The 18,428-nt window shown below is 39.4% G+C and carries 17 protein-coding genes and 4 pseudogenes; 3 read left to right on the top strand and 18 right to left on the bottom strand.

Features of this window, described 5'->3' with window-relative positions; translation table 11 throughout:
* Window positions 1-353 precede the first annotated feature (353 nt).
* Both yihI and hemN read left to right on the top strand, forming a co-directional pair.
* A complete protein-coding gene (gene yihI, locus PSF16_RS01780; RefSeq protein WP_272688675.1) occupies window positions 354-872 on the top strand; it encodes a Der GTPase-activating protein YihI in 519 nt (172 codons plus the stop codon).
* A 214-nt stretch (window positions 873-1,086) separates the two neighbouring features.
* The gene (gene hemN / locus PSF16_RS01775; protein WP_272688674.1) at window positions 1,087-2,460 is read left to right on the top strand and encodes an oxygen-independent coproporphyrinogen III oxidase; all 1,374 of its coding nucleotides are present in this window, start codon (window positions 1,087-1,089) and stop codon (window positions 2,458-2,460) included.
* Between the two features lie 237 nt (window positions 2,461-2,697).
* Here hemN and ampC read toward each other — a convergent pair whose 3' ends face one another.
* Window positions 2,698-3,840: a class C beta-lactamase gene (gene ampC, locus PSF16_RS01770; RefSeq protein WP_272688673.1), complete on the bottom strand. Its 1,143-nt coding sequence runs from the start codon at window positions 3,838-3,840 to the stop codon at window positions 2,698-2,700.
* 152 nt (window positions 3,841-3,992) lie between these two features.
* Here ampC and PSF16_RS01765 point away from each other — a divergent pair, with 152 nt between their 5' ends.
* A complete protein-coding gene (locus tag PSF16_RS01765; protein ID WP_272688672.1) occupies window positions 3,993-4,883 on the top strand; it encodes a LysR family transcriptional regulator in 891 nt (296 codons plus the stop codon).
* A 67-nt stretch (window positions 4,884-4,950) separates the two neighbouring features.
* Here the strand turns inward: PSF16_RS01765 and PSF16_RS01760 are convergent, their stop codons facing one another.
* From PSF16_RS01760 to PSF16_RS01680, 17 genes and pseudogenes are all read right to left on the bottom strand, one after another.
* Window positions 4,951-5,238: a helix-turn-helix domain-containing protein gene (locus PSF16_RS01760; protein WP_272688671.1), complete on the bottom strand. Its 288-nt coding sequence runs from the start codon at window positions 5,236-5,238 to the stop codon at window positions 4,951-4,953.
* Window positions 5,239-5,315: 77 nt separating this feature from the next.
* The gene (locus PSF16_RS01755; protein ID WP_272688670.1) at window positions 5,316-5,543 is read right to left on the bottom strand and encodes a helix-turn-helix domain-containing protein; all 228 of its coding nucleotides are present in this window, start codon (window positions 5,541-5,543) and stop codon (window positions 5,316-5,318) included.
* 158 nt (window positions 5,544-5,701) lie between these two features.
* Window positions 5,702-5,986 (bottom strand): helix-turn-helix domain-containing protein, encoded by a 285-nt coding sequence (locus PSF16_RS01750; protein ID WP_154626405.1) that lies wholly within the window; start codon window positions 5,984-5,986, stop codon window positions 5,702-5,704.
* A 251-nt stretch (window positions 5,987-6,237) separates the two neighbouring features.
* Entirely contained in the window at window positions 6,238-6,732 is a 495-nt protein-coding gene (locus PSF16_RS01745; protein WP_272688669.1) for a fimbrial protein, read from the bottom strand.
* A 10-nt stretch (window positions 6,733-6,742) separates the two neighbouring features.
* The gene (locus PSF16_RS01740) at window positions 6,743-7,249 is read right to left on the bottom strand and encodes a fimbrial protein (RefSeq protein WP_006663083.1); all 507 of its coding nucleotides are present in this window, start codon (window positions 7,247-7,249) and stop codon (window positions 6,743-6,745) included.
* Between the two features lie 9 nt (window positions 7,250-7,258).
* Complete coding sequence (locus tag PSF16_RS01735) at window positions 7,259-8,239, bottom strand: fimbrial protein (RefSeq protein ID WP_272688668.1); 981 nt, start codon at window positions 8,237-8,239, stop codon at window positions 7,259-7,261.
* 11 nt (window positions 8,240-8,250) lie between these two features.
* Window positions 8,251-10,746, bottom strand: coding sequence for a fimbria/pilus outer membrane usher protein (locus tag PSF16_RS01730; RefSeq protein WP_272688667.1), 2,496 nt, complete (start codon window positions 10,744-10,746; stop codon window positions 8,251-8,253).
* Between the two features lie 24 nt (window positions 10,747-10,770).
* Window positions 10,771-11,442 carry a fimbrial biogenesis chaperone gene (locus tag PSF16_RS01725; RefSeq protein ID WP_154626413.1) on the bottom strand — a complete coding sequence of 224 codons (672 nt, stop codon included), beginning with the start codon at window positions 11,440-11,442 and terminating at the stop codon, window positions 10,771-10,773.
* Between the two features lie 66 nt (window positions 11,443-11,508).
* Window positions 11,509-12,039, bottom strand: a complete 531-nt coding sequence (locus PSF16_RS01720) for a fimbrial protein (protein ID WP_272688666.1) — start codon at window positions 12,037-12,039, stop codon at window positions 11,509-11,511.
* 546 nt (window positions 12,040-12,585) lie between these two features.
* Window positions 12,586-13,557, bottom strand: coding sequence for a fimbrial protein (locus PSF16_RS01715; protein ID WP_272688665.1), 972 nt, complete (start codon window positions 13,555-13,557; stop codon window positions 12,586-12,588).
* A 110-nt stretch (window positions 13,558-13,667) separates the two neighbouring features.
* Window positions 13,668-13,967, bottom strand: coding sequence for a helix-turn-helix domain-containing protein (locus PSF16_RS01710; RefSeq protein WP_272688664.1), 300 nt, complete (start codon window positions 13,965-13,967; stop codon window positions 13,668-13,670).
* A 27-nt stretch (window positions 13,968-13,994) separates the two neighbouring features.
* The gene (locus tag PSF16_RS01705; RefSeq protein ID WP_006659629.1) at window positions 13,995-14,270 is read right to left on the bottom strand and encodes a helix-turn-helix domain-containing protein; all 276 of its coding nucleotides are present in this window, start codon (window positions 14,268-14,270) and stop codon (window positions 13,995-13,997) included.
* Between the two features lie 249 nt (window positions 14,271-14,519).
* Window positions 14,520-15,016: pseudogene (locus tag PSF16_RS01700) on the bottom strand (fimbrial protein).
* Between the two features lie 11 nt (window positions 15,017-15,027).
* Entirely contained in the window at window positions 15,028-15,543 is a 516-nt protein-coding gene (locus tag PSF16_RS01695) for a fimbrial protein (RefSeq protein ID WP_006659627.1), read from the bottom strand.
* Between the two features lie 9 nt (window positions 15,544-15,552).
* Window positions 15,553-15,738: pseudogene (locus tag PSF16_RS01690) on the bottom strand (fimbrial protein); the annotation flags it as partial.
* 21 nt (window positions 15,739-15,759) lie between these two features.
* Window positions 15,760-17,648: pseudogene (locus PSF16_RS01685) on the bottom strand (fimbria/pilus outer membrane usher protein); the annotation flags it as partial.
* 26 nt (window positions 17,649-17,674) lie between these two features.
* Window positions 17,675-18,342, bottom strand: a pseudogene (locus PSF16_RS01680) (fimbrial biogenesis chaperone).
* Window positions 18,343-18,428: the final 86 nt, after the last annotated feature.

The following is an 18,428-nucleotide window of genomic DNA, read 5'->3' as shown; positions in this document are numbered from 1 at the left end:
AGCAACTCTTGCCGCCTTGCTACAGCACAAACTATTTAGAGCATTGCTCAAGGTGACTCTCTATTTTTGCCCCCTGGTGATACAGCTATTGAGAGCATTGGAATGCTTAGGCAACTTGAATTACCTAGAATATCGCTCAAAACATAAATCTCTATTCTGAGTGCAAGACCCTTAACGGGCTTCCCTTTTTGTTGCTTGCATGCAACTCAAATTATTTAAGGTATAATCATTAAAGTACTGTTGCGAATGCAAAGTGAGATAAAATTCACCTAAATTGCAAAGTAGTGCTTTCACCGCTTAAGGGATCCTGCTAGATTCCGCAGCAGAAACTGATTTTATCAAGGTAGCAAACCATGAATTCACCGAAAAAACCAACCAGCAAACCAAAGAAAAAATACCGTAAGACGAAAGAAGAGCTCAACGCGGAAGGGCGTGAGCGTAAACGTGAGAAAAAACATCGCGGACATAAGTCTGGTAGCCGTAACCAAGACGGATCATCAACAGGTCAAAAAAATGGGCAAAATGCTCAGGTTGATCCACGTATTGGCAGCAAAAAGCCGATCCCATTAATCGTGGAAGATAACAAACCAACCGCACGTCCAGTAGTGAAAGAGAAGCCAGTGGTGAAAGAAAAACTGACGCCAGAAAAAGAGCTGGAAATGCTGGAAAGCAACGATCGCTTAGATGCGATTCTGGCACGCCTGGAAGATGGCGAAACTATCACTGCGCAAGAGCAACAGTATGTTGACACCTGCTTAGATCGCATCGACGAATTGATGAATATGCTTGGTATCGAATATGCTGATGAAGAAGGTGATGAAGAGGAAGAAGAGAAATTTGATGACATTATGCGCATCTTAAAAAGTAAATAATCGCCTCTCTGTTTATTCCTCCTGTCTTTACGGGAGGAATATTGTCCCATTTCTCACCTATCTTCCTTTTCTTTGATGTTGCATCAGATCTGTTTTTTCTAACATCGCTATAATCTTTGCGGTATACACTCTTTACATAAATAGCTAAAAAATAATCTAAAGAGATATAATTAATAGTGATGCTTTCGAGCGTGTGGTCAATTAAGGAATATCAATGTCAGAGCAAAATATTGTTTGGGATCTCTCTCTCATCCAAAAATATAACTATTCAGGTCCGCGTTATACCTCTTATCCAACAGCCTTAGAGTTTAACCAAGACTACAATGAACAGGCTTTTATTGAGGCAACCCAACGTTATCCTGACCGTCCTTTGTCTCTGTATGTGCATATCCCGTTTTGCCACAAACTGTGTTATTTCTGCGGCTGTAATAAGCTAGTCACTCGCCAAAAACACAAAGCGGATGAGTATTTAGAAGTCATTGAAAAAGAAATTATCCAGCGTGCTGCGTTACTTAAAAATCGTACAGTGACTCAAATGCACTGGGGCGGCGGTACACCAACTTACTTAGATAAAGCTCAAGTCAGTCATTTAGTGGGCTTGCTGAAAAAACATTTTCATTTTGCGCCGGATGCGGAGATGTCCATTGAAGTCGATCCCCGTGAAATCGAACTCGACATGATTGACCATCTGCGCAGTGAAGGCTTTAACCGTCTAAGCATGGGTGTCCAAGACTTTAATAAAGAAGTGCAAGTTCTGGTTAACCGCGAGCAAGATGAAGAGTTTATTTTTGCGCTAATTAAACGTGCGAAAGAGACTGGCTTCACGTCAACCAGTATCGACCTGATTTACGGTTTACCAAAACAGACCCCTGAAAGCTTCGCGTTTACATTGAAAAAAGTGGCGGAGCTTGCGCCTGATCGTTTAAGCGTTTTCAACTACGCGCATTTGCCGAATTTATTTGCGGCGCAGCGTAAAATCAAAGATGAAGACCTGCCAACGGCGGAGCAAAAACTGGATATTCTGCAAGATACTATCGCAACGCTGACATCCGGCGGTTATCAATTTATCGGGATGGATCACTTTGCTCGCCCAGAAGATGAACTTGCCGTGGCACAGCGAGAAGGAATTTTACATCGTAATTTCCAAGGTTATACCACCCAAGGGGATTGCGATTTATTAGGATTAGGGGTATCTGCGATCAGTATGCTCGGCGATAACTACGCCCAAAATCAGAAAGATTTAAAAACCTACTACGCGCAAGTGGAAGAAAAAGGGCATGCCTTATGGCGTGGATTAGTGCTAACAGATGACGACTGTCTGCGCCGCGATGTGATCAAAACATTGATCTGCAACTTCCAATTGAACTTTGCGCAAATTGAAGCGCTCTACCCAATTGACTTCAAAACCTATTTCAAAGAAGACCTAGAACTACTCAAACCAATGGCAGAAGATGGGCTGGTGGAGGTCAGTGAAACGGGGATAAAAGTCACGCCGCGCGGGCGATTGCTGATTCGTAATGTGTGTATGTGTTTTGATGTTTATCTTAGAAGTCAAATGAGATTACACCAATTTTCTCGCGTCATCTAAATGTTCGTCATACTTCACGCCGTGGCTTTGTTGTCTGCTCTCGGTCACTCGGGTCACATACTTTTGTATGCTCCCCGAGATAACCTCGTTTGACGCTTAGCCACAACGTGAATTATTTAGAACATTGGATGTTTATTAGATAGTTATTTAAAACATTCCAGATTCCAGATTCCAGATTCCAGATTCCAGATTCCAGATTCCAGATTCCAGATTCCAGATTCTGCATATTCCGCTGGGCTAGTGTTTCATTTTTTCGATTAGCTGGTAGGCTGCGTTGATGCGCTCAGGGATTGGGTACCATTGGTTAGAGAGCAGCACGATGCCAATTTTTTCGTCGGGAATAAAGGCTGCATAAGCTGCAAACCCGTTGGTGGAGCCTGTTTTGTTATAGAACGCAGCAGACTCTGGTGGCTGTGGTGGTTGAATAGCTTCAACTTTTTGTGGTTTAAGCGCCATATCATCACGGTTGCCTTGTTGTAATTGAGCCAATGAGACTGGCCATGGATAACTTTCCCACATTAAATCTTGCACAAAAGAATCCGTCATATACACACCCGTATGGGTATCTTCGACCGCTTCCTGCCAAGATTTCTTCACGTCGACAACTTGCATATTGATATCGAGAAAACGAATCAAATCCTTAGCTGTCGATTTCAAACCGTAGGCTTCATTATCTAAGATCTCTGGGGTTACGCGGACAGGTTGATGTTGCTTATTATAACCTTGAGCATAATTCTGTTGCTGATGTTGAGGAACCTGTAAATAGGTATGTTTCATCCCCAAAGCAGGTAACATCATGTTATCTGTCGCTTGCGAAAATGTCGTTCCCAGCTGTTTTGCTGTGACTATACCCAATAAACCCACTCCGAGATTGGAATAAGAACGATATTCACCAATTGGTTTTTCTGGAGACCATTGTTGGTAATACTGGATTAACTCGGCACTATTCGTCACGGTGTTGGGAACAAAGAGAGATAAGCCAGAAGTATGTGTGGCTAAATTCATCACTGTCACTTTATCAAATACCGTATTTTTTAATTCTGGCAAATAGTGGCTCACAGGCTGAGAAAAATCGAGCTTACCTTGCCCTTGGGCATAGGAAGCTAGTGTTGCCGTGAATGTTTTTGATAAAGAGCCAATTTCATACAGCGTATTATCGGTGACAGGGACTTTGGTCTGCTTGGATTGGATTCCATAATGGTAAATAAAGTGTTTTCCATCAACGGAAATTGCCACTGACATGCCTGGAATTTGCTGCTGTTTCATTAACGGCTTAATAATACTGTCCACGTCAGACTGTGTTAATGCCGCGCTAGATAATGACGTTAATGCCAAACTGACGGCGACAAGCAGCCGTCCGTGACGAAAAAGATTTTTCATACAGATATCCATTAAAATAAAAGTTTTAGTTATGATGAGTGGCAAGCAAAATATTACCACTCCAAACGTGAAGTGATTCTGGGGTCGGAGTATGCGGCTTTTCGCGCATGAATTAAAACGATATAAAATTCGATGAGGCAAAAGAAAATCTTATGGCTGAGAACGCTCGTTACCGTTTACCGCTGAATGCTCTCAGAGCTTTTGAGGCATCAGCGCGTCACTTAAGCTTTACGCGGGCGGGCATGGAGCTAAATGTGACTCAAGCCGCAGTAAGCCAGCAAGTTCGTGCGCTGGAAGAGCAATTGGGTTTGGAGCTATTTATTCGTTTACCAAGAGGGCTGGCGCTAACTGATGAAGGGTTGGCATTATTGCCTGTGGTTAGCCGATCTTTCGACCAAATCGAATCATTATTGCAGCAATTCGAAGATGGCCATTATCATGAAGTTCTGAATGTTTCTGTGGTGGGTACCTTTGCGGTCGGTTGGCTGCTACCACGATTATCGTGTTTTTCTGAACGCTATCCCTATATCGATTTGCGTATTATGACGCACAATAATGTGGTGAATCTCGCAGGGGAAGGAGCCGATTTTGCTATTCGCTTTGGTGAAGGGTTATGGCCATTAGTCGAAAATACCCCATTATTTTCAGCACCACATACGGTACTTTGCGCTGAAAAAATTGCCCGTAAACTTAAGAACCCCATTGATTTGCAAAACTTTCCATTAATGCGCTCCTACCGAAAAGATGAATGGGATAAATGGTTTTTAGCTGCCAATGTAGAGCCGTGGCGAGTGAAAGGTCCTGTTTTCGATTCTTCCCGTTTAATGGTGGAAGCGGCATTACTTATGGAGGGTATCGTGATTGCGCCAAGTTGTATGTTTGAACAGGAGCTAAGTGCAGGGAGTTTGGTGCAACCGTTTGATATTTCCGTGACCCTAGGCGGTTATTGGCTGAGTCGATTAAAATCCAAACCAATGACACCAGCAATGGCGATTTTTCAGCAATGGTTACTGGAAGAATCTAATAACGGGAATGGGTTATAGATGATAAATCGGTGCTTAAATTCTGAAGCACCGATTGCAAAATAAAATGAGCTGTGAAAAGTAGTCATTAAACAACCACTGACTCAGCGGCGTAATAACTTTTTTTACTGTCTTGCTCCTCGCGGTTGCCCGTTCTTTCATTAAACTCCGCAAAGAAATAGGCAGGATCGACTGAGAAAATAAGTGAAAAATGGTAGAGCGTATCCACATGAATATTCACATCGCCATTTTCGTAGCGTGATAAGTGTTGTTGGCTGATTCCCATTAACTCACTGAGTTTTTTTCCACTAATGCCGCGGTTCTCTCTAAGGGCTCTTATTTTTAAACCGACAGCTTTTGATACTATTTTCTCCATATCTTTAACTCCTAGGTATATTTATTATGAGAGCTATTTAGTGATGACTATTAAATAAATAGAAGATATCAAAATACTTATTTATCATTGATGTCTAAAAGACAGTTAAGATCAATATCAAAATAGTTTGCATATTGAGCTAATCTATCTAAACTAATTCTATTAACTCCTCTTTCATAACGTGACTGCTGTTGTTTGCTCACACCGATTGTATCAGCAAGCTTCTGTAATGTGACTCCATTCATTTTGCGATAGTAAATGATTTTACTACCGATCATTTGAGATATGAGATAATTTTTAGACATATTGAGTATCCCTGTGAGTAAATCAATAATTCAAAAAAATCAATCTTAGTTCGATGATCTAATAAAGTATAATGAGCTCAATATGATTATCAACTTAGCATTAATTACTCTAAGAAACTATAGTGTTAGATCAATAAATGGCTATTATGCTTAAATTACTATTTAGTATTATCTTTATTGGATTGTTTTTCAATATTCTGCTTTATATTATCGGTATCATGTTCATTGAGATCAAAAAAATCGATTAAGTCAATACTAAATATCCTAGCATACTGGTGAAGCCTATCTAAATTAATACGATTAACACCGCGTTCATAGCGGGATTGCTGTTGTTCACTGACATTAATCATTTTAGAAATGTCACAAAGAGACATTCCATTCATTTTCCTATAATACGTAATCTTCTTACCAATAATTCGGGAAATAGGATAGTATTCTGGCATCATTTACTCCTTTTTTCACTGTCTAATAGAATTTCTATTTCATAAAATATGTAATAAATAATCTATTTCCTATCTGTTTATAACGAATATTTACAGTGATATTCATATTTTCCATTCCCGATGTTACCATTGCTAGCGTTTTAATATATTTTGATTTTCAACAAGAAATATAATTAGCCATTCCTTACTTAAAACCGATATAAAATATAAATACTACTAGGCTATTAGAATGATATATTTACAATCACCTTTTATGGATAACTTAGTGAAAACTCTAAATGACTTTTAAAGTCTCCTGGCATGAACATCGGTTGAAGGCTAATCATTCTTGCAGATAATGGAATTTCAGCAGATTTTGTGGTGCTGTTGATAACGATATTTAGCACACTGCCATTCTTGATAGTGGCTTTATTACTCTTTTGCGCTAAATGGAGTAAACCGCCAGTCGAGCTACCGGTATTCACAAAATAGTTATTGTCCGTAGCATCGGCTGTGCCATTAATACTGAATTTGGCATTTTTGGTTGATACTGGGCAATCAATTAATTTGATAGAAAAATCTACCCACGGGCTTTGCGCAGGGCTACGATAATTCCAACGATTTATCTTACCAAGCTCCACGTTATAACTGGTATTTTCTACTTTGCAGGGCATGGTAACTACGTTACCGTGTACATAAATATTGACGCTTTCCGCCATTGCTGGCAGGGTGAACAAGCCAAGTAAACTGAATAAAATTCTTTTCATGGTCAGCCCCTTATAAATAGGTAATGGTGGCAGTAATATTGGCGGATAAGGTGCCAGAGGTACCATTACCGAGCGAGGAAAATGCCCGTGTACGTAGGGGAATGCTCACCAAAGGCTGCCCGTTGGTCGGAATGGTTAATACTTTGCTATTCCCCAATGGTGTCGCACCGTCACCACTCTGTAATTGGATGGCAATATTGGTCGCTGTCCCATTATTTTTGTATAGGCTTGTAATATCGGTGCTGTCCGCAGTCCCTGTAAATGTTAATCTCACGCTATTAATAAACGAGGAGCAATCTTTTAACTCGAGCGTAAATGGTTTCCAATCTGTACCACTTTGAGCAGAGTAAAAACTGTCTGCAGGCCATGTATTTAGATCAATATCTACACTATTTCCAGCAGTTAAATTACACGTAGCTGCTTTTATATTTCCCGTAAACTTTAAATAGACAGTATCACCGGCATTCGCTATTAATGGGATACAGAGGTTAATTATAAATATAATTAAATTTCTCATAAACTATTCCTATTCATAAAGAATATTAACAGTGGCATTGGCATTTGCAGTCCCTGGTGTGACCGTTGCGGCCGTTTTAATATAGCGAGCTTTCCACCCGAAAATATAATCTGTTTGGGTTACGCCATCTTGTTGGGTAAACTGCTGATTTAATGTAATGGGGCTTCCTGCATTATTTAATAATTGTACTGCAATACCCTTGGCACTATTAGCACCAACTAAGCCTAATCGTCCATTTGCTGCATTATCGATATTATCAGATGTGACGGTGACCTTAATATTGGTGCCTGATAAGCAACTTAATGAAATAGGAATGTCAACCGTTCCTTGTGTATCATTAATATTTTTAAATTGGGTATCATACCAATCACCCATATTAATATTATAAGTGTTTTGATTATTTTTTAGTGAACAACTTAGCACAATAATTTTCATTGTATTTGCGGGAAGTTTCGCTGTAGTTAAATTCCAAATCCAGTGTGTATTGACACCATTTTCATTGCCAAGCCCCTGTAGTGTTCCTATAGTCCGAGCATCCAAGGTTCCGCCTGTTCGGACATAACCGGTCTTTTGTACTTTAATTATCCATAAAGGGCCATGAATATTGGCTAATGAAGCACTACTGTACCAATAACTAAACGGTTGGCGTACTGTTAATCCCGCGGTTTCAGCAGTAAAAGTAATACCGGAAATAGATGTAGATATCGTCGTATCTGTTATTGGTGCGCTGTTGAGTAGTCGTAGTCCAATATTGTAGCAGCCACTCGGATTCGCAGTTACAGGCAAAGGTGCAGTTCCATAAGTTAATTTGATGGTATCTAAAACTTTGGTGCTACTATCATCATATTGAATAGTATATGTTCTAGCAGGAATATATTCAGTTCGGTTATTCAATTTGGCGTTTTTAGCACAGGCTGCAGAATAACCGTAGCCAGAATATAAAAATAAGCATCCTATAGTACATGTGAATTGAATAATGAATTTTTTCATTTTATTTTTCCTTATTGGCAAACCGCAGTGGTTTTATATAAGCCAATATAATTCGGTAAACCTGCTAAGTTATACGTCACTTGGCACTGCTGTTTATCGTTATATTGAATGGTATATGAACCGCTTTCCGGCATTCCCGACAGGTAAATTTCTCCGTCATTACCGACCATAGCATTGAGCTGATTATTGTTCGGAAAAACCGCCTGTGCGCCGAAAGGCACGGGTTTACCATCTTTAAAATGTAAGGTCATGATAGCGCGATACCCTACATTGGCATTAAAGCTGGCTTTGGCAATGGCTCCACGGCTTGGCGCGACATTCTGGGTCGTTAACTCCACTTCAGTATCACTTGGTAATTTACTGGTATCAATCTGGATCCCATTACTGCGATAAGCCGTGACATAGGGGACTAATGCGTAGCCTTGCCCGTTAGTCTGTACGCCGGTTTGGTTCAATATCGGAACGTTAGCAGCATCGGGAATCTCCACTAAGGCAGCGGTTTCACCCAATTGCTGACCTAATACGACTCCTCCGGAATGCGCCACCACACTGCCACTCGCACCGTAATACAGTGTGTAATTATTGGTGCTGTAGCCCGTTCCTCCTGAAATTTCCCCGTATTGCCCACGATAGCTACCATTCAAGTTACCTGACGCGCCAGAATCTCGGGTTGGGAAATTTTGCTGCGCGCTCCAATTCAAACGGTTATTTAGCTGAGTTGCTGAAATCCCCATACTGCCCGATGAGCCATTGGCACTGCTGCTGGTACTGTTAAAGTTGTAATAGAAGGTGTCTTCGAACACGCTAAACGGCACACTGACCGTAAAGGCAAATTGATGATCATCCTCTTTATTATTACGTCCACCACTGTTCTGGTTCGGGTTGGTATTTTTGTTGTAACTGTAGTTCAGCCCGTAACTGATATTGTTCCAACTATTGTTATAGCCAATAGTCGTAGACTGAGTTTTGCGATCGCTGTTCCAGTAATCTTCACTCACGAACCCGACAGATAACGACCCCCAACGATCTCCTAAGCTCTGGCTTAGTGTGATTTCCCCGCGGTTGCGGCGGCGTTCGTACAGTGGGCTAAAACCATTTTTTCGATAACCGTCAAACACTTCTGCCAGGCTGTAAAAGCCTTGAGTTGAATAACGGTAGCCTGCAAGCGCGATGTTGGTGCCGATGTCATTCAGGTTTTTGTTATAACGAAAGCGGTAAGATTGCCCGCTTTCGCTGGTGCCATTATTTAAGGTGGAATTCGCGTGAGTGACATCCACTGACAATGCCCCAAAGCGCCCTAAATTTTGCCCTGCACCCACAGAATAGGCTTGGTATTTATCACTGACTTGGCTACCTCCAAAGGCGGTGAGTCCCCACGGCAAGCCGTAGATCAACGTGAACTGGGCGAACGGTTTTTTATCTACGCTCCTGTCATAGCTGCGGTATTGCCCGCCCGTCACACTGTAAGAGACATAGCCTTCACGCTGTAAAACCGGCAAAGAAGCATACGGAATAATTTGATACTGCTCGCTGCCGTTGGCTTCTTTGATCGTAACGTGTAAGTCTCCACTTCCCCCTGTTGGGTAGAGATCGTTAATTTCAAAAGGGCCTGCCGCAACGTCTGTTTGGTAAATGGTGTAGCCGTTTTGACGAATGGTGATCTGGGCATTACTGCGCGCAATACCACGAACCACGGGTGCATAGCCTCGCAAGCTTTCTGGATTCATATCATCGTCGGTGGCAAGCTGGGCTCCACGAAAGGGCACACTATCAAAAATAGCCGAAGGCGATGTACTATCCCCGAGAATTAACTGGCTTTTTATCGCATTGATATTACGGCTCAAATAGGTGTATACCGTGTCCCATTTATTCCGTTGCCCGTCACTACTTTGCCATGTGGTGTAATTACGCAGACGCCACGGACCGATATTGAGTCCCGGACGTAGGTTTACATAGTTAGAGTTAGAGCTATTTTTATCATTTTTACGATCCGTATTACGTGAGCCGTTATAGCTATAATTGAGTAATAACGCATTGACCCCATCATCAATCGCAGCAAGATCGACGTAGCCCCGTGGGTTCATATTCAACGCAATTTGCGGAATACTTAAATACAGCCGCTGAGAGCCAAATTCAAACTCACTTTTAGCATCAGGGATTGCTGATAGATTCACGCACGCATTCCCTGAGGTTTGCAGATTAGGATAATCTGCAACTTTAACGCCGACATCTTTTAAGTCACTGAGCGTCAGGCACGGTTCTAGCTCTTTTTTAGCATTAGTCGAAAACGTGACACTTTTTGAACCAATGAGGCTCTTATTAATGTAAATGTCGACATAATATTGACCAGGCAACTGCTCATTACGCTCAAATTGACTTAAATCTACCGATTCTTTATTGGGCAGCTCAAGAAACTCAGGGTCAAAATAAGTTTCTGGTTCTGCTGAAGATGTCGCAATATAGCCTAAGGCGATAAATAGGCTAAGGCATATTTTATTTATTTTCATAGATAAACCTAATTGCTATTAAGGCTATATTTTTATTTCCGCCGGATTATTTGCTGAGCCATAATCATTAATCACTTCCCATTTAATTGTGCCGTGCAGTTCAGGACTATGAATAGTGAAGGACTTGGTTGAAAATGGGGCGACGTACGAAATGTTTTCCGCTTTTTTGCCATTAAAGCTGATACTTTGAAAATTCATGTAATAAGGCGTCGGATTTTTAACGGTGATGGATGTACCCACTTTCGACCACGTTAATTTTTTTTGTTCTTCCGCAAAATCCACGTTGCTTATTGCACTCGGTCGATAAATGAGCTTCATTTGAGTTTTAAACGCAATTTTTAATGAATTTTCCGTTTTCTTTTCAGTCGCAGGAATAGTTTTAATATTCAGCCAAAATAAAGATTCCCTATCATTAGGCAGGGTGTTTTGGGTTAAAAATATGCGCAGGGCGTTGGTTTTTTCTTGGTTTAAACGAAAAAGTGGCGGCGTAATAGTAAAATCCGTTTGCTTGCCTTCATTGGCATTTTCAATCCATGATTGAATTAAATAAGGCACTTTATCCGGATTTTCGACGCTAATACTGACGTCCTTATTTCCTTCTGGATAAATGACGCGAGTTCCCCCGATAATCACACCTGCATAGGCCGACTGGCTGAGCGCAATTAGCATGATACAGACAGAAATTATTGTTTTCATATTGCCACCACTGAGTAAGAATAATTAAGGCTTATATCCGTATAAACCTTAATTAATAATTAATAATTAGTTATAGTTAATCGTGAAGGTTGCAGTTGAGTTCGCTTGACCCGCAGTGACTGTGTCAGACATCGCGATATAACGCGCAGTAAAATCTAAGTTATTCACAACGGTTTCTTGCAATGTGTATGGATTAGAAATGCTATACAGTGGAACAGTAACGCCTTTTACGTCTTGAATTTGGATCCCAACACCCGTTGCAACGCCTGATGTATTTGGATTGGTGACTTGTAGAACGTTGTTGTTACCGTCATAAGCAACACCATCGAATTTTACGGTTGCGCTAGTGACTGCAGCAGGGCACTTTTCTAATTGGATAGTAAATTTGGTTGCAGCTGCTGTACTGCCTGTGCTTGGTAATGCTGTTTTAGATACTTTACCTAAATTCACTTGGATAGCATCAGAACCCGTTGCGAGTTGGCAGGCATTATCGATAATTTCACCAGTGAAATTAATATCGCCATCTTTTGCAAAACCATGGGCAGAAATTAATAAGGTGCTCGTTGCAATTAAAGATGCAATAACGTGTTTTTTCATTTTAACTCTCCGAAACTTAATTCGATATTCAATCTTATTGAGGAAATATATTTATTTGCTTACTTACACAAAGCACGAGTATTTTGCGACTATTTTTATAAATAAACAAGATGGTGGGTTTTTAGGTAAATATAATCAGTTTATAAATATTAAGTAATTAATTAATAAATAAACTCAACATGCGTTATTTTTAAGATTAAACGTTTTTAATTATTGTTTTTTACTGGTTTATCAGATTAGGGGATAAAGTGAAATAACGATATAAAACTAAAAATAATTATTTTGTGATTTTAAACTATAACGCATCTCTCATATGGTGATTATTTAAATTTAAAGTTTGGAAGAGGATGGTTTGATTTTTCTAATATACAAATATGTATTATCTAAAAAAGAATGAAGGGAGTCTAATGCTCTTAAATGAATAGTCTAAATAAGTATGAGAACGTTTTTTATTAGGTTTTTTATATTTTTATAAGTGGTCGCGTATTGATGTGTTAATTCTATCTACGGTTAAAGTAAAATTAATAGCAGATAGAATTAATTTGATTATTCATAGCGAATATTCACGGTGGCAGTGGAGTTTGCTGTACCGGGTGTCACTTTTTCGGCTGTTTTTACATAGCGGGCTTTCCAGTTGAAAATATAATCTCCGTTAGCAACATTATTTTGTAAGCTATTTTTAGTATTAAGCTGTATCGGTGAGTTATTTCTATCAAGTAATTGTATGCCAATACCAGTGGCAGAGCCTGTTCCAGAGAGTTTAATCTTTCCAGTTGCCGCATCCACGTAGCCTGCGCTGCTCGTGACGGTTGTTTTAATATTCGTGCCTGCCGCACAGCTAAGGGTGATAGGGATATTGACGTTTGTGCTGACATCCCCAATATTTTTAAATTGAGTATCGTATCGATCGCCAAGGTTAATGGTGTAGTTGCTCGACTTCGTAGAACATTTAGCAACATTAATTTTAATGGTATTGGCGGGAATATTTAGAGTAGATAAATTCCAGTTAACGTGATTAGGATTATCTTGGATTAACCGAGCCACACTGCCCGCCTTTAAGCTACCAGATTGAGGTACCGCGCCGGTTTTACGAATGATCATGGTCCATTGAGGTGCAACAATGGTCCAAGGTAGTCGTCCTTGAACAGGATAGCGACTGTAGACATTAATGCTGCCTATTGCAGTGGCTACAATTTCGACACTAATACCGGCAACATTGGTCGCCGCAACCTTATTCGCGTTAGGCACCCAGCCATTAACATAGCTGGCATAGAGCCGAGCTTGTCCGCATTGTCCATTTTTACCTGAATAGGTATTAATATCGCCATTGGCAAACGTGACAATAAATCGACCCAGTTCTTTAGATGAAGCATCATCATATTGAATGGTATATGTCCTGGTCGGGACATTAACAGTAATGTTGTTTAATCTAGGATTTTGAATACATGCAGCAAAGGAAAACCCAGAATAGACAAAGAGACAAAAAGAAAAAGATATTTTTTTAAAATTAAAGTGCATGTTCGCTCCTGATTAAGAGTATCAAATACAGCAAATAGAATATGTAGACAGTGGTATTGGCAGGTCATTTCCTGCCAATATTGATTTGGTTATTTATATAAAGAGAAATTTTATTCTGGCGATAAGAGCAATTCGGCGACTAATAAATTGTCTTTTTCCTTTTTATCAGAGGTGCATGTACAGCTATATGAATCGATAAAATCACTCATTAACTCTTGGATATCCAGCTCCAGTATTTCTGAAATAGAATAAAGTGTATCAACATGGATCCGTATTTCGCCTAATTCATGGCGAGATTGATGTTGTTGACTAATACCCAACAACTTACTCAGTTGTTGGATACTCATATTGCGATCTTTCCTCAGTGTCCTAATTCGGGCACCGACAATTTTGGATGTATTTTTTTTCATCATAATGACCAGTAGGATTAAGTATAATTACTGTATTTCTAGCTTTCTTCTCAGTTCCCTTTTTATTTTTTCCTTTTCGTGCTCATTAAATAAAAAGAAGTCATTAATATTAATATTAAAGTAAATAGCATATTGTTTGAGCCGATCTATCGATATCCGATTATGTCCACGTTCATAACGTAATTGCTGTTGCTCACTAATTCCAATAGTTTTAGCTACAGCAAGTAGGGATAACCCTTTTTCCTTACGTAGTTCTCTTATTTTATATCCAATAACAGCAGAGACCGGGTAGCTATTTTTCATTATTTAACCTCTTTTTATTATTTGCGATATGTTAAATGAATTAACAGAAGGCAAATGAATACCATTACCTTAAATATATATCTATCAGGTATTTATATTGATATCTTGACTTACATCACCTCAATTAAAGTTATTTATTTTATATGGAGATTCATAATTAGAATTTCAATTAGTGAACATTGTTTTTATCTAGTGAATACTCATCATCTTAATTGGCTTATTAAAATAAGAGTATCGTTTAAAGATTTATTAATTATAAATTAGTGTGAAGTCAAGATGACTTTTAAAAGAGCCCCCGTCATTCCTGTACCATATCCTGCCATTCTTGCGGATAGTGGTATTTCAACGGTACGAGTTTGGGTATTGACTGGTGCCGTAATTTTTTCGCCATTTTTTACCGTTATTTTATTTTCGCCATAAGCTAAATTTAATGCGACATTTTTGGCACTGCCACTATTAATAAAGTAATTGGTTACGACATTATCGGGTGTTCCGTTAATTACCATCATCGCTTCTTGGGTATCTACAGGGCAATTTTTTAATTTAATCGTAAAATCTACCCAAGGAGATGTTTGAGTATCACGAATATTCCAAACATTGACCTTTTTTAGGTCAATAAGATAGTTAGCTTTTTTTAACTCACATGGTAATGCGGTGACATAGCCATGGACATGAATATTGGCAGCCTGCGCCATGACCGTTAAGGGAGATGTTAGGAGTAATAATGAAAGTATGATTTTTTTCATTGTTCTCTTCCTCATAGATAAGTGATAGTGGCTGTAATATTGGCAGAAACAGAACCTGCGCTCGCATTACCAAGCGCACTAAATGCGCGGGTTCTTAACGGGATGCTGAGGCTATTTTTTCCACCTAGCGGTACCCGTAACACTTTTTGATTGCCTAGCGGGGTTGTGCCATCCCCACTTTCAAGTTGCACTGCAATATTTTTTGCTGTGCCCGTATTTTTATATAGATCATTGATATTATTTGTATCTGCGGTTCCACTAAATGTGAGGACTATTTGATTCACATAAGAAGAGCAGTTATTCATATCGATGTTAAACATTTTCCAATCAGACCCACTTTGTGGCTGATTAAATAAATCGACGGGCATTCGTTTCAAGTCAATATCGATGTTATTTCCACCAGAAATATTGCAAGTTGCCGCTTTAATATTGCCTTTAAAATTAAGCGTCACTGTACTTGCAGAAAAAGCACCTACGCTGATGAATAGGCTATTCGCTAAGAATAAAGGGAGTATTAACTTTTTCATTATTTTTTCCTATTCATAACGGATATTCACAGTGGCTGTTGAATTCGCACTTCCGGGTGTTATTTTATCTGCTGTTTTAATATAACGAGCTTTCCAATTAAACATATAATCACCGGCAGGTACGCTATTTTGTAAACTATTTTTAGTATTGAGCTTTATGGGGACACTATTTTTATCGAGTAATTGAATCGCTACTCCAGTGGCTTTATCAGCACCAGATAAGGCTAATTTCCCAGATGCGCCTTGCCCTTGGGAGGTATAACCTTGTTGAATACTCCAGTTGAGGCGGTTATCCAATTGGCTAGCCGAAAGTCCCATATTTCCAGAGTTTGGACCGCCGCTATTGCTGTTTGTATTGAGGTTGTAGTAAAAAGTACTATCAAATAGATTAATGGGAATACTGACGTTTAAGGCGAGTTGGTGATCGTTTTCACTTTGACCTTGGCTCTTCCCTTGATAAGCATATGTGCTGGTATCCCGGTTATAGGTGTAATTAATGCCGTAACTGATGCCTTGCCAGCTATTGCTGTATCCTAGTGTGGCTGACTGGGTTTTTTTGTCACTATTCCAATAATCTTCATTTACGTAACCAATCGATAATGATCCGTAATTTTCCCCAAGGTTTTGGCTGAGAGTAATTTCGCCGCGGTTACGGCGTCGTTCAATTTCTGGCGTATAGTGAGTGTCTCTAAAAGTATCAAATACTTCCGATAAGCTATAGTAACCTTTTATGGAATATCGGTAGCCTGCTAAGGCTATGTTTGTTCCTATATCATTGATATTTTTATTGTAACGGAAGCGGTAAGATTGCCCTTGTTCTTTGCTATCGTCACTAAACTTGGCATTTGCATGGGTGACATCGATAGACACTGCACCTAATTGCCCTAGGTTTTGCCCCGCACCAATGGAATAAGATTGATATTTTTCACTGAATTGACTCCCACCATAGGCGGTGATCCCATAAGGGAGACCATAAATGGCAGTAAATTGACCAAAATGTGTTTTATCCACTGGCTATCATAGGCGCGATATTGTCCACCAGTTGCACTATAAGAGAAATAGCCCTCACGCTGTAATACAGGTAAGGATGCAAATGGCACAATTTGATATTGCTCGCTACCATTCGATTCTTTGATAGTGACGTGGAGGTCGCCACTGCCACCAGTAGGGTACAGATCATTGATTTCAAAGGGGCCGGCAGCCACTTCAGTTTGGTAAATGGTGTAGCCATTCTGGCGGATAGTAATTTGGGCGTTACTACGCGCGATTCCTCGAACAACGGGTGCATAGCCGCGTAAACTCTCAGGGTACATATCATCATCGGTGGCTAGCTGCGCACCACGAAATGGTACGCTATCAAACACCATTGATGGCGATACGCTGTCTCCAAGTGTTAGCTGGCTTTTAATGCGATTAATACCGCGAGAAGCATAAGTGTAAACGGTGTCCCATTTATTGGATTGACCATCACTACTTGACCATGTGGTATAGTTACGCAGACGCCAAGCCCCGATATTTAAGCCAGGTCTTAAATTCACATAGTTTGAAGTCGTATTAGAGCCACCTTTTTTACGGTCATAATTTTTGGAGCCGCTATAACTGTAATTCAGTATTAACGCATTAATCCCATTATCAATATTCTCTAAATTGACATAGCCACGAGGATTTTTGTCTAAGCCAATCTGCGGAATACTCAAATATAGCCGTTGTGAGTCAAACTCAAAGTGGCTTTTCGCGTCAGGTATTGCGGCTAAATTCACACAGTCAGTGCCTGTACTTTGTAATTCAGGGTATTCAGCCGTTTTGACACCGAAATCTGTTAAATCAGCGAGAGATAAACAGGGGATTAATTGGTTATCCCTGTTTTTATCAAAATTAAGTTTTTTTGCACCGATTAAGTTAGTGTTAACGTAAATATCGACATAGTAACTTCCGGCTAATTGTTCATTATTTTCAAACTGACTTAAATCAACGGCATCTTTATTGGGTAGCTCTAAAAAATCAGGATCGAAATACACATTATTATCTGTATTATTTTCCGCATACAGTGAAACCGTATAGCCTAGATATAAAAATAGGCCAAAGCATATTTTATTTATTTTCATTGGGTTGTGACCTACTATTATATTTTCTATATTTTTATTTCAGCGGGTTTTTCGGCAGCACCATAGTCATTAATAACTTCCCACTTAATTGTTCCACTAGTTGCCATATCATTAATTTCAAAGGTTGTTGTTGTCAGCGGTGCGGCATAGGAAACATCATTAACTTTTTCCCATTAAAAGTAATGCTCTGGAAATTCATGTAATAAGGCGTTGGATTATTAACAGAAAGCATTTTTCCTGATTTAGACCATGTTAATTTTTTTTGCTCTTCTTCAAAGTTAACGTTTTTAAAAATTGAAGGTCGATAAATTAGCTTCATCTGAGTTTTAAACGCAATTTGTAATGAGTTTTCTGTACGTTCAGTTGCCGGAATAGTTTTTATATTTAGCCAGAATAAAGATTCTTTATCCTGAGGAAGTTTGTTTTCAGTTAAAAAAATGCGTAATGCATTAGTCTTTTCTGGATTTAATCTAAATAATGGTGGTGTGATAGTGAAATCAGACTGTTTTTTTTCATCAATACCATCTATCCAAGATTGGATTAAATAGGGGATTTTATCTGGGTTTTCAACCGAAATACTCACATCTTTATTCCCTTCGGAATAGATAACGCGAGTCCCACCAATAATTACACCAGCATAAGCGGTATTAATAAGCGTGAATAAAGAAATAAGAGCGTAAACAATAAATTTCATATTACCACCATTGAATAGAATATTAAGGCTTAATTCCATTTAAACCTTAATCACTAATTAATTATAGTTAATTGTAAATGTTGCAC

Origin of the sequence: Providencia sp. PROV033 (assembly GCF_028484855.1) — a bacterium.
Lineage (GTDB): Bacteria > Pseudomonadota > Gammaproteobacteria > Enterobacterales > Enterobacteriaceae > Providencia > Providencia alcalifaciens.
Note: the sequence above shows the minus strand (reverse complement) of the source record. Positions and strands in the feature narration are given on the sequence as shown.